The organism is Asaia sp. HumB (genome assembly GCF_030263835.1).
In the GTDB taxonomy this organism is placed as follows: domain Bacteria; phylum Pseudomonadota; class Alphaproteobacteria; order Acetobacterales; family Acetobacteraceae; genus Asaia; species Asaia bogorensis.
The window spans coordinates 219,000-231,609 of sequence record NZ_JARPML010000002.1; the positions used below are offsets into that span (position 1 = coordinate 219,000).

The 12,610-nt window shown below is 60.0% G+C and carries 11 protein-coding genes; 4 read left to right on the forward strand and 7 right to left on the reverse strand.

Annotated features, from left to right (window positions below; all coding sequences use genetic code 11):
• Positions 1-7 precede the first annotated feature (7 nt).
• Positions 8-1,978 (reverse strand): nucleoside-diphosphate sugar epimerase/dehydratase, encoded by a 1,971-nt coding sequence (locus P5689_RS02345; protein ID WP_285531952.1) that lies wholly within the window; start codon positions 1,976-1,978, stop codon positions 8-10.
• 127 nt (positions 1,979-2,105) lie between these two features.
• On the opposite strand from P5689_RS02345, the gene P5689_RS02350 reads away from it, so the two are divergent.
• The gene (locus P5689_RS02350; protein ID WP_285531953.1) at positions 2,106-3,185 is read left to right on the forward strand and encodes a UDP-phosphate alpha N-acetylglucosaminyltransferase; all 1,080 of its coding nucleotides are present in this window, start codon (positions 2,106-2,108) and stop codon (positions 3,183-3,185) included.
• Here P5689_RS02350 and P5689_RS02355 read toward each other — a convergent pair.
• From P5689_RS02355 to P5689_RS02365, 3 genes are all read right to left on the reverse strand, one after another.
• The gene (locus P5689_RS02355; RefSeq protein WP_285531954.1) at positions 3,136-3,708 is read right to left on the reverse strand and encodes a GNAT family N-acetyltransferase; all 573 of its coding nucleotides are present in this window, start codon (positions 3,706-3,708) and stop codon (positions 3,136-3,138) included. The genes P5689_RS02350 and P5689_RS02355 overlap by 50 nt on opposite strands.
• A gap of 170 nt (positions 3,709-3,878) precedes the next feature.
• The gene (locus P5689_RS02360) at positions 3,879-4,283 is read right to left on the reverse strand and encodes a MarR family transcriptional regulator (protein WP_023978412.1); all 405 of its coding nucleotides are present in this window, start codon (positions 4,281-4,283) and stop codon (positions 3,879-3,881) included.
• Between the two features lie 260 nt (positions 4,284-4,543).
• The gene (locus P5689_RS02365; protein ID WP_285531955.1) at positions 4,544-5,965 is read right to left on the reverse strand and encodes a leucyl aminopeptidase family protein; all 1,422 of its coding nucleotides are present in this window, start codon (positions 5,963-5,965) and stop codon (positions 4,544-4,546) included.
• Between the two features lie 108 nt (positions 5,966-6,073).
• On the opposite strand from P5689_RS02365, the gene P5689_RS02370 reads away from it, so the two are divergent.
• From P5689_RS02370 to fdxA, 3 genes are all read left to right on the forward strand, one after another.
• Positions 6,074-8,608 carry a helicase-related protein gene (locus tag P5689_RS02370; protein ID WP_285531956.1) on the forward strand — a complete coding sequence of 845 codons (2,535 nt, stop codon included), beginning with the start codon at positions 6,074-6,076 and terminating at the stop codon, positions 8,606-8,608.
• Positions 8,609-8,611: 3 nt separating this feature from the next.
• Positions 8,612-8,896, forward strand: a complete 285-nt coding sequence (locus P5689_RS02375) for an RNA-binding S4 domain-containing protein (RefSeq protein ID WP_023978415.1) — start codon at positions 8,612-8,614, stop codon at positions 8,894-8,896.
• A gap of 167 nt (positions 8,897-9,063) precedes the next feature.
• A complete protein-coding gene (gene fdxA, locus P5689_RS02380; protein ID WP_023978416.1) occupies positions 9,064-9,396 on the forward strand; it encodes a ferredoxin FdxA in 333 nt (110 codons plus the stop codon).
• Between the two features lie 269 nt (positions 9,397-9,665).
• Here fdxA and cyoD read toward each other — a convergent pair whose 3' ends face one another.
• From cyoD to cyoB, 3 genes are read right to left on the reverse strand one after another with little or no spacing between them, the layout of a single operon-like run.
• Entirely contained in the window at positions 9,666-10,001 is a 336-nt protein-coding gene (gene cyoD / locus P5689_RS02385) for a cytochrome o ubiquinol oxidase subunit IV (RefSeq protein WP_062164826.1), read from the reverse strand.
• Complete coding sequence (gene cyoC / locus P5689_RS02390; RefSeq protein ID WP_023978418.1) at positions 10,001-10,618, reverse strand: cytochrome o ubiquinol oxidase subunit III; 618 nt, start codon at positions 10,616-10,618, stop codon at positions 10,001-10,003. Before cyoC ends, cyoD begins: the two co-directional genes overlap by 1 nt.
• Before the next feature lie 2 nt (positions 10,619-10,620).
• Positions 10,621-12,609: a cytochrome o ubiquinol oxidase subunit I gene (gene cyoB / locus P5689_RS02395; RefSeq protein WP_285531957.1), complete on the reverse strand. Its 1,989-nt coding sequence runs from the start codon at positions 12,607-12,609 to the stop codon at positions 10,621-10,623.
• Position 12,610 lies beyond the last annotated feature (1 nt).

Genomic DNA, 12,610 nt, shown 5'->3' on the forward strand with positions numbered 1-12,610 from the left:
GCCGGGACTATGACACAGGGTTCGTGTTTTCCGAAGCCTCCAAGCTTTCAGCTTTCTGGATGGGCGGGGTGGAATACCGCACCTCACCCAGCGGGTTATGGGCAAATTCGGGCACGAGTTCCTGCATGAGCGCCAGGGATTGCCCGATATCATCGGCATGGCTGGCCGCCTCAAGCTGCTGAAGCAATGTACGGGCAGCTTCCAGATCAATCATCCGCGGCGTTGCCATTTTCAGACCCGGCGCATCGGTCGGCACCGGCGCCTCACGCCCATGAAACAGCTCCTCATAGAGCTTCTCGCCCGGGCGCAATCCGGTAAACCGTATGGCGATGTCCTCATCAGGCCTCAGCCCCGCCAGACGCACCATTTGACGGGCCAGATCGAGAATACGAACCGGCTCGCCCATATCGAGAACAAAGATTCCGCCGCGTTGCAGACGTTGATCCGTCTCATCGGCCTCACGTCGGGATGCTGTGCCACGAACACTGGCCTGAAGCACGAGACCCACTGCCTCCGGCACAGTCATGAAGTAGCGTGTCATGTCAGGATGTGTGACGGTGAGCGGTCCGCCCTGCTCCAACTGGCGTCGGAACAAAGGCACGACCGACCCCGTAGATCCAAGGACATTGCCAAAACGCACGGTCACACAACGGAAATGCGAGCCCTTCGCCTCAGCCTCGCCCATAAGCGCCTGACAGTAGATCTCCGCACAGCGTTTGGTTGCCCCCATGATGCTCGACGGATTGACGGCCTTGTCGCTGGAAATGAGGACCATCGCCCGTGCTCCGTGGCGAATAGCGGCATCGGCCACGATCCGCGTCCCGATCACGTTTGTCAGCACGCCCTCGCAGGGGTTGGCCTCGACAATCGGTACATGCTTGAGCGCCGCAGCATGAAACACGAGCGCCGGACGATAGCGTGCGAATACCTCGTCGATACGCTGCACATCGCGGATATTGGCCACGATGACCTGACGCTGCACATGGGGGAACAGCTCTGACAGTTCCAGATCGATCTGCCAGAGCGCATATTCTCCATGATCCAGCAGGAGCAACGTGGCCGGACCAAACTGCGCAACCTGTCGGGCCAGCTCTGAACCGATCGTCCCACCCGCACCGGTGACCATGACCACCTGTCCCTGGATCAATCGCGCCATGCCTTCACGATCCAGCGGGACTTCCGGTCGGTTCAGAAGGTCCTCCAGTGCAATGGGACGCATCTGGATTTCTTCGGCCGGGGTCAGCCGTGTGAGCGAAGGGGCACGTTGTACCGCAATGCCGTAGCTCTGCCCGGCATCGAGCACGACAGAGAGCTGCGACCCACGCCATTCGGGATCGGTCACGATCACGCTGTCAGGAAGGGTGTCGTTCTTCTCCATTTCCGCCAGCACGGAGGAAAGATCCTCGGTCACACCAAGAATCGGTACGCCATGCAGCCGCCGCCCCTGCTGCCCTGGCGAGCGGGTAACCAGACCCAGCACAAGATAATGTGCGTCGGATACGCGCTCCAGCGCGCGAAGAAACAGATCAGCGCTCAGATCCGAGCCCGCAAGCAGAACACGGCGCTTCTGCCCCTGCGCCTGCTGTCGCACCGTCCCGTAAAGGCGCGTGGCAACACGACCGCCTCCAAGGCCAACGAGAAGAACAAGTGCGTAGATCAGGGGAAAGGTCGGCGATGGCAGGGGAAAGCCGGAGACCCAGAGCATAAGCGAGAAAAGGGCGGCGCCAGCGATAGAGGCAGCCGCTATACCGCGCAGATCCGCCACACCCGAAAAACGCCAGTATTGCTGCGGGATACGAAAAGGCAGTCCGCTGACGAGCAATGTGATGGCACCGCCCATGATGAACCAGAGTGGATGCAGCAACCCGTCATGAGGGGCGGCCAGAAAACGGGCTACAGGAGCAGCGAGTCCTGATATCAGACCATCAGCCAGAACATTGACGGCAATGCGCCCTCGCGATCGATGACGCCGCGTCAAGGATGAGGGGACCGGGCTATGAGATTGTTGCTTCGCGTTCACACGACACTTATAGCCGCAAAAAAACTTTTGTCGCGATGGGCAGTCGTCACGTCAGCCCCTGCCCGCTGAGAAATTTCCGGATCCGATGATGATACCCCTGATCCTCTGTTGTGCTGCCACGGCCTGTATCGGTGCTGCCCTTGTTCTTCACATGATCCGTGTCGGGGTCATGGATATGCCGGGTCATCGCAGTTCACATACGCGCCCTACCCCCAAAGGGGGTGGCATTGGCATTATCACGGGGTTCCTGCTCGTCTTTCCCCTGTCGCAACTCTGGACGCAGGGCGATCTGCCGGGCCCTGCGCTTCTTCTGCCTCTTCTCGCCGTGGCCTTGCTCGCTTTCTTTTCCTGGCTTGACGATATCCACTCCTATCGCGCCTCGCTCAAGCTGGGCGTTCAGGGCATCTCCGCCCTGATGACACTGGCGGGCGTGGCGCTCACCTCACTCCCGGGCTCCGGCTCTAGTGTGATCGGTGACGTAATCTCGGGCAGGAGCGCTCTCCCTCACATTCCCGACTATCTCGCGTCAGGCTGGGTCATCGTGGCTCTTGCTATCGGCATCGGCTTCCTTTGGCTCGTTTTCACGACCAATGCCCTGAACTTCATTGATGGCCTGAATGGCCTGGCGTCCGGTGTGATGGCCATTACGGCTCTGGCGCTCTCGCTCCTGTTCAGCCACGCGGGGAGACCCGCCTTTACCCATGCGGCGCTTCTTCTGGCTGTTGCACTCCTGGTGTTCCTGCCCTTCAATTTCCCCAGGGCGCGTATCTTCATGGGTGATGTCGGCAGTCAGGGTGCAGGACTGACTTTGGCATGGCTCGGTATCGAGGCCGCCTGCGCAACACCCTGCCCCCTGATCGTACCCTTCATGCTGGGTGGGGTGCTCTATGACGTTGCCTTTACGCTGATCCGTCGTGCGATCGCAGGTGACCCGCTGGCACAGGCCCATCGAGGCCATCTTTACCAGCTCGCGGCGCGCAGCGGCGTTTCACCAACGCTTGTAAGCCTCTTGCACTGGGCCTTCGCCCTATGGGGCGCAGCTGCCGCCGTGACCCCCTTGCCTCTCGCCGCTCAGTTGAGCTTCGTCCTGGCCCCGCAACTGATCTGGACAGGCTTTACTCTGCATCGGGCACGGGCACGGGCCCGGGATCTGGGCAAATGGTGACGCCGCCACGCTGACGTTCGAGGACGTCGATGACAGAGCCCAGATAACGGGTCCGAGCCAGCGGCCCGAAGCCATGTCGCCTGGCCAGCTTCATGGAGGCCAGATTATCCGGATCGATGATGCAGCGAGCGACCCTGTGATCGGTCTGGGTATCGAGCCAGTCCAGAGCGGCGGCCACACCCTCACCCCCATACCCTCTGCCATGACACCATGAGGCGAGCACCCAGCCAGCCTCGGGATAGCCATCGAGTGACGGCTCAATTCCCCGCCTTGCCTCGCCGAACCCGATCGTGCCCACAAAACGCCCGGTAAGGCGTTCCCTCACGCACCAATAGCCGTAGCCGAGTATTCCCCAGTACCCACGATACCGTATCAGCCGGTCCCAGGACTCGTTGCGCGACGCAGGCTGACCGCCTGTATAGCGTGTCGCGACCGGGTCGGCGCGCATGTCCGCAAGCGCCTCGAGATCCTGCCGGGCAGGAAGCCGAAAACACAGATTAGTCGTGTCGAACTCGCGCGTCATGGCTTTCCCCCTTTATGGATACGTCGGATGCCACGGTCGTGGGAGACACCGGCCCAAACTATCCGAGACCCTCATATCGCTGGTACCCAAACAAAAAAAACCGCCCCCCTTTCAGGAGGCGGCTTTTAAAACCAACATCAGGCATGCGCCTGCTGAACAACCTGAATTGTTCAGCCAGCAATGCGACGCACGGTCATACGCTCAACCGTGCCGCGACCGGTCTTGGCAGCCGGCTTGACCGTGCCCGAAGCCTCGCTCATGAGCGAGCGCATTTCACGGAGGAAAGCCGAGCCCTTGAGCGTGCGCTGCACGAGAACCGAGCGGCGATCGAGCGGATCGACCTTGCGACGCGCCAGGTCAAGCTCGCCCAGACGATCGAGAGCGCGCGTAATGGCGGGCTTGGAGACATTGAGCTCCTGTGCCAGACCGCGAACCGTGTGGGCGCCATCCTGCAGATAGCAGGTCAGAAAAACGCCGAGCTGACGCGCGGAGAGATCAGGACCGTCCTTGCGCACGAGCGAAACGATCGTGTCACGAAGAAGGTTGAGCATCTGGTCATTCTGTGCCTGGGCCATCGAAAAAACTCCTCAATGCATCGCGCATCTGGCGCGGCTAATGGTCTTACCCGTCGCCCAAGTAAGCCACCCTGAAAACACCTTACGGGTATTTCAGGGATGCCACGCCTTGGGTGCGTGTCCTGAAGGCGCTTGCTTTAGGAACGAAGCGGGTTACATCCCGATTAGCGTTGCATTCCTACAACATGCGTCGAACGATACGCATCCATATAGGTTCGTTTTTGTAATCGGTTTAGTATCTTTTTGTTGAAAGTCAGTGACTAAGCTGAGCCCGACCCTACTCTTTCATTAATCATTCGTAATGTTGCGATTGTCAGAGCACGCAGGGCGAGCGTCTCTCCCCCCTCTGGACGCCCGGTTCTTGCGCCGTCATTCCAGGCATAAGTGTCTATATGTGCCCATTTTACAGTGGGTTCGACGAAATGCTGAAGGAACAGGGCAGCCGTAATCGCCCCCGCCATCGGTTTGTCCGTCACATTGCCAAGATGGGCATTTTTGCGGCGGAGCCATGCGTCGTAGCCATGCCAGAGTGGCAATTGCCACATGGCATCACCGGTCTCCTGACCTGATTCGAGCAAGATCTGCGACCATTCCGGATCGTTACAGAACAGTGCAGGCAAGTCAGGGCCCAGCGCGACACGGGCCGCACCTGTCAGAGTCGCCGCATCCAGCAGCCAGTCAGGTTGGGACTCGCACGCCTCGGTCAGCAAGTCGCTAAGCACCAGGCGCCCCTCAGCATCGGTATTACCCACCTCAACCGTCAGGCCTGTACGCGTCGTCAGAATATCGCCCGGCCTCATGGCATGGCCGGAGATGCTGTTTTCAACGCAGCCAAGACGCAATTCCAGACGCAAAGGGAGGTCTTGCGCCATGATCACATGCGCCAGAGACAGCATCAGGGCAGCGCCACCCATATCCTTTTTCATGCGCAGCATGCCGCTCGCGGGCTTGATGTCATATCCGCCAGTGTCGAAGCAGACGCCCTTGCCAACCAGAGAGAGCAGCGGCGCATCGGCTCCGGCAGCGCTGCCCTGCCATGTCATCCTGAATACTTGCGCCGGGCGATCTGACCCCGCGCCTACAGCCGCAAGGCAGGGATAGGCCCGCTCAAGAGCCTCAGCGCTTATGATCTCGCTCGAAGCGTTGTGAAGTCGGGCCACAGCCTCAGCCCTTTGCGCCAACTCCACCGGTCCTAGCAGATTGGCAGGCATATTCACTAGGTCGCGGCCGAGCCATGTCGCCTGAGCAAGCGCGACGGCGCGACCTGTATCACACTCTGGAGGCAGAACCAGGCGCACCGTATTCTCGCTCGCCGGGCCTATCGCGTAGTGATAGGCGCCCATGCAAAAGCCCATCACCACATCCTGCATGATCTCCGGGCGCGACCCGGCATAATCGGGTGCGACAGCAGGGACCCAGTCACCGGAAGGCAAGCCCGTGGCCAGCGCACCGAACCGCGCTGCATCGCATGATTGCGGATCATCCAGATAGACCGCGTGACTGACGCCCGCCGCTCCGGGGACGAGATAAAGACGTCCTGCCAGAGGCTCTCCGGCCATTTCGCGCAGGGCGGCGCCGTGTCCATGAAGCAATGCCTCGATATCCTGCCCGACAGGTACAATATGGAGGGGTCTCGCCGCGTCGGCGCTCGTCGTCAGGCAAAGCTCTTCGGGGTTGCGCATGGTTATCTGCCTTTTTGCTGATCTTCCGATGGAGGATCGGGTCCGTACAAGCTGTGCCAGTGGCAGTGGCGTCTTGCAATTCGATCGCTCATGCACAAGCATCGTATCATGAAGTCCCAGCTCCATCTCATGCCCCGCCGAATTCGTGCCGTGCTGGGACCGACCAATACCGGCAAGACCCATTATGCGCTCGAACGCATGCTGGCGCATGAATCTGGCATCATCGGCTTCCCCCTGCGCCTGCTGGCGCGCGAAAATTACGAGCGCATGGTGCGCCTCAAGGGTGCGCGCCATGTGGCGCTTATGACGGGTGAGGAAAAGATCGTTCCCCCCGACGCAAAATGGTTTTCCTGCACGACCGAGGCCATGCCCCTCACGCGCAAGGTCGAGTTCGTGGCCGTGGACGAGATCCAGCTCAGCAGCGACCCCGATCGTGGACATGTCTTTACTGACCGGTTGCTGAATGCGCGTGGCAATGTGGAGACCCTATTTCTCGGTGCGGAAACCATGCGCCCCCTTCTGCAACGCCTTGTGCCCGGTATCGAGATCGACACCCGCCCACGCCTCTCAAGTCTGGTCCATACGGGTCATACCAAGCTCTCTCGGCTCCCCGCACGCTCGGCCATCGTCGCGTTCTCGGCTGCCGAGGTCTACGCCATTGCGGAGATCATACGGCGTCGACGGGGCGGCTGCGCGATCATCATGGGGCAGCTCTCGCCGCGCACCCGCAATGCGCAGGTCGAACTCTATCAGAACAAGGATGTCGATTATCTCGTTGCGACCGATGCCATAGGCATGGGGCTGAACATGGACGTGAACCATGTTGCGCTGGCATCGCTCACAAAGTTCGACGGCGCCTCGCTTCGGCCACTGACAGCCCAGGAATGTGCCCAGATTGCCGGTCGCGCCGGGCGCGGCATGAAGGATGGCACATTCGGCACGACCGCCGAGGCGCGTCCGATGTCAGAGTCGCTTGTCGATGCGATCGAAGCGCACCGCTTTGACCCGGTCGAGCGTGTGAGCTGGCGCAATGCGGCTCTCGATTTTACCTCCCCCGACGCCCTTTATGCGAGCCTCAACGCATCACCACCCAAACGCGGTCTGGTGGCGGGCCGCCCTGCTTCCGATGTGCTGACGCTCGAGAGCCTTTCAGGTGAGCGCGAGATCCGCGAGGCAGCACGAGGCAGGAAGGCCACAGCCCTGCTATGGGACGTGTGCCAGATTCCCGATTTCCGGAAACTGGGTGACGATTCCCATGTGCGGTTGTGCCATCGTCTCTTCATGCATCTCCTGCAGGATGGAGGCATCCCTGGCGCGTGGTTCGACGCCCATATTTCCGGGTTTTCGCGCCTCGATGGCGATATCGACACGCTGATGCATCGCCTTACCAGCATCAGGATCTGTGCCTATGTGGCGGCGCGCAGTGACTGGAGCGATCGGGCAACCCATTGGCAGGAACGCACCCGAGAAGTCGAGGATCTGCTGTCAGACGCGCTGCATGAACGCCTGACAGCCCGGTTTGTCGATCGGCGCGCCACATCCCTCCTGCGTCGTCTCGACAGCGACGGCACACGGGACCTGCTTTCTGCCGTGACCCGTGAGGGGCAGGTGATTGTCGAGGGCCACGCCGTCGGCACCATTGAGGGCTTCACCCTTAAGCCCGATCGTGAAGAGGCCCTTCCCGAACGCAAGCTTATGCTGCGTGCAGGACGGCGTGCGCTGCTGCACGAAATTCCGCGACGCGTGCAGGCCCTTGTCTCCGCCTCCGATGACACCCTCTCGCTGGATGCAACCAATGGCCATATTGCCTGGGACGGCGTGGTCATTGCGCGCCTCGCCCGTGGCACAGCTCTCCTAGCGCCTTCCGTACAAATTCTGGGTGGGGAATTTGCTGACACGAAGCAGCGCGATCTCGTTCAGGAAAGGCTCACGGCGTTCGCAGCTACCCATATCCGCACGACGCTGGCCCCTCTATACGCGCTGGCTGCGCAGCCCCGCCCTACGCCTGCCCTGCGCGGCCTTACCCATCGCCTGATGGAATATGGTGGTGTCGCCCCCCTGATGCCTGGCGAACCCGCCAGCCACGGAACGCAGGTGCTTGGCCATCTGCGACGTCTGGGGATCCTGTTCGCCCCGCAGGGCGTCTTCATGCCTGTCTTGCTCAAGCCTGCCGCCATGACCCTGCGCTCGTTGTTGCTCGGTCTGTGGCATCGCCACGCCAGTCAGAACCCTGACGCTCGGCAGATAACGATTGCCCTTCCGGGTACAGCGCCAATAGCCTCTGCGGGCTGGGCCTGGGCTGGTGGAAGCTGGATGCGGCTGGATCGTGTGGAGAAACTGCTGGGCGAGGTGCATCGCCTGACACGACAAGGCCCCTGCCCCGTGCCGAACGATCTCGCGCAGCGCTACGGGCTGAACAAGACAAAGCTTCCGGAGGTCTTATCCAGCCTGGGCATACGCCTGCGTGTGGCTGCACCGTTGCCGTCAGGGCAATTCGGGCCGCCTGCGCCCCTCATGCTCTCGGCAGTGAAACCACAGGCAAAACATCGCCGTCATTCGGGCAAGCGAGCGCCCGCAAAGCCATCCCCCCCCTCTGACAGTCCCTTCGCTGCGCTGGCGCGGCTGGGTCTGGGCGGGAGATAATCCATGACTGATGCGGAGCGTGATTATCAGCGGCTCGATCTCTGGTTGTGGCATGCTCGTGTGTGCCGCCAGCGTCAGGACTGCGCCGCGCTGGTGGAGAAAGGACGCATCAGGATCAATCGTCAGGTAACGACAAAGCCCCATAGCAAGATACGTGTGGGCGATGTGTTGGGACTACCCGGTCACCCGCGCCCTGAGGTCCGTATCTGGCGTGTTCTCGCCCTTGCCGAGCGCCGCGGCTCTGCCACCGAGGCCGCCCTGCTTTACGAGGTTATTGGCGAGGACTGAGCCCACAAGGCAAATTTGCCGTGGCTTGCCGTAAACATATGCTTGCCAGAGACCGAAACTTCCGCCTATCTGCGGCATCCCTTATTGGAAAATCCCAGACGGCGTCTCTCTATTGCCTCCCGGGATCCTCTCGGGCCTCTGGCCCCAGCTTAAGATCGGAGACACCTATGGCCTATGTGGTCACCGAAAACTGCATACGCTGCAAATACACGGATTGCGTTGAAGTCTGTCCGGTTGACTGCTTCTATGCAGGCGAGAACTTCCTCGTGATCAACCCCGATGAGTGCATCGATTGCGGCGTTTGTGAGCCCGAATGCCCTGCTGAGGCCATTGTGCCTGATAGCGACGACCGTGCGACGCCGTGGCTCGAGGTCAATAGCAAATATGCTGCTGTGTGGCCCAACATCACACGCAAGATCGATGCCATGCCGGATGCCGATGAGTGGAAAGATAAACCCGGCAAGGATGCCATGCTCTCGCCGGAGCCGCACAAGGACTGAGAGACGCAATGCGTTTCTGAGAAGGGCCCGATCATCGATCGGGCCTTTTTTGTATCTGTCATCCGTATCGCCAGAGCGGCAACCCATTGCAGTCTTCCTGGCCACTGGCAGACGAGACCGTAGCTCTGTCACGGCAGGCAAGGCCGCCGCAGGGCAACGCTGCCAAAAGAAAAGGCCCGGGGGATTTCTCCCCCGGGCCTTTCCCGTTTCACCGGCATGATCGACTTCCGGCGCATCCCTGAGCGGAAGACGCTGGAAGACAGATCGCGTCAGCGCGACATCATGTTCATGCTGACATCGTGGATGATGAAGATCGTTCCACCGATGATGATCAGCACGCAAATGACCGCGAAGGCAAATGCCGTGTTGTTCCAGGATTGGCTCGAGCTGCTGTTCATGTGCAGGAAGTAGATCAGATGCACAAAGATCTGAACCACGGCCAGCGCGGCGATGACACCGAAGGTCACGCCGGGGGTCATGAGGTGCATCTCGACGATAGCGAAAGCCGCCACCGTCAGGATGGCCGCAATCACGAAGCCGATGATGTACGAGGCGAAGCTGCCGTGAGACTCGCCTTCGTGTTGATGGGTCGATGCTTGGCTCATCAGATCACACTCAACAGATAAACGAAGGTGAACACGCAGATCCAGACGATATCCAGGAAGTGCCAGAAAAGGCTCAGGCACTGGAGCTTGTCCATATAGCGTGTGCTGAAAACCTGCGAGCTGAAGCTCTGGACCATGATAACAGCGATCCAGACCAAACCACAGGTCACGTGAAGACCATGCGTCGCCACCAGCGTGAAGAAGGCGGAGAGGAACGCAGAGCGATCCGGACCGGCACCTTCATGGATGAGGTGAGCGAATTCGCGGACTTCGAGAACAAGGAAGCCGAGGCCGAGCACGAAGGTGATGGCGAGCCATGCAAGCATGGCGCCCTGCTTGCGGGCATAAGCCGAAAGCATACCGAAACCGAAGGTGATCGAGCTGAGCAGGAGGAGGGCTGTTTCCAGCCCTACCCCGTTCAGATCAAACAGCTCCTTGCCCGTCGGGCCACCAGCGAACTGGGTGCGCATGACAGCGAAGGTGGCGAACAGCGTCCCGAAAAGGAGGCAGTCCGTCATCAGGTAGATCCAGAAACCAAACACGTTGTTCGTGTTGTGGTGTTCGTGATCATCGATGCCGTGTGCGGTGCCGTGCGGCGTTGCTGAGATATTTGCCATTGTTATTCTGCCGCCTGTGCTGTCAGCGAGCGGACATAATTTTCCTGGTCGCGTTCGATTTCGCTAACCGGGACATAGTAGTCCACATCATTGTTGAAGCTGCGCAGGATGACTGTCGCGAACACGCCAACCAGGGCGAGTGCTGCAAGCCACCAGATGTACCAGATCGCTGCGAAACCGAGCACGAAGCTGAAGGCACCGACAAAGAAGCCGGCAGCCGTGTTCTTCGGCATATGGATCGGTGCGAGCACCTTACCCTCATAGCTGCGACGGCCCATCTGCTTCTCGGTATGGAACGTATCGATACCGTGAACGTCAGGAAGGACGGCGAAGTTATAGGCGGGCGGGGGCGAGGACATCGACCATTCGAGCGTACGTGCGTTCCACGGATCACCCGTGAAGTCACGGTTCTCGGCCAGGTTACGATCGCGGATGGAGACGTAGATCTGCATCAGCTGGCAGACAACACCCACTGCAATGACGGCAGCGCCGGCAGCAGCGATGAGCATCTGAACATGCCAGTCAGCATTGTCGTAATGGTTCATACGACGGGTCATGCCTTCGAAGCCGGCAATATAGAGCGGCACGAATGCAAGGTAGAAACCGACGAACCAGCACCAGAAGGCGCGCTTGCCCCAGGATTCGTTCATCTTGAAGCCGAGAACCTTCGGCCACCAGAAGTTCAGACCTGCGACATAACCGAAATACACACCGCCGATGATGACGTTGTGGAAGTGAGCGATCAGGAACAGCGAGTTATGCAGCACGAAGTCGGCTGCCGGCATCGCCATCATGACGCCCGTCATGCCACCGATGGAGAAGGTGACCATGAAGCCGATGACCCAGTACATGATGCCGTTGAACTGAATACGGCCCTTGTACATGGTGAACAGCCAGTTGAAGATCTTCACGCCCGTCGGGACGGCGATGATCATCGTGGCAACACCGAAGAAGGCGTTGACGTTCGGGCCTGCGCCCATGGTGAAGAAGTGGTGAGCCCAGACGATGAAGGACAGAACGCCGATCGCAAGCGTGGCGTAAACCATCACGCGGTAGCCAAACAGGGGCTTGCGCGAGAATGTCTGGGTGATTTCCGAGAACACACCGAAGGCCGGCAGAACCAGAATGTAAACTTCCGGGTGACCCCACGTCCAGATGAGCGAGAGATACAGCTGAACGCTGCCGCCGCCGTCATTGGTGAAGAAGTGCATACCCAGATAACGGTCAAGCGCGAGCTCGGCCAGGGTAACCGTCAGAACCGGGAAGACTGCCATGATCAGAACGACCGTGACGAAAGCCGTCCAGGTAAAAACGGGGAGCTGCATCCAGCCCATGCCCGGAGCGCGCATCTTCACGATGGTGACGAAGAAGTTCACGCCAGTCAGCAACGTACCGACACCGGCAAGCTGCACGGCCCAGATGTAGTAATCCACACCGACGCCAGGGCTGAACTGCTGCTCGGACAGCGGCGGATAGACCAGCCAGCCGCACTGAGCGAATTCACCGATGAAGAGCGAGACGTTGATCAGAACAGCGCTGATCGTGGTCATCCAGAAGCTCAGCGAGTTCAGGAACGGGAACGCCACGTCGCGTGCGCCGATCTGCAGCGGCACGATGACATTGAGCAGACCCGTCATGAACGCCATGGCCATGAAGAAGATCATGATGGTGCCATGGGCGGAGAAGATCTGGTCGTAATGGTGCGGGGGCAGATAGCCCGGGTTGCCATTATAGGCCAGAGCGAGCTGGCTGCGCATCATGATGGCGTCGGCAAAGCCGCGGAACAGCATGACGAGGGCCAGTACGATGTACATGATGCCCAGACGCTTGTGGTCGACCGAGGTCAGCCATTCACGCCACAGATAGCCCCATTTGCCGAAATAGGTGATGGCACCCAAGACGGCGAGCGCGACGATAACAACACCTGAGAACGTGCCGACGAGAATGGGCACATCCAGCGGTATCGCCGAAAGTGTTAACTTACCTAGCATG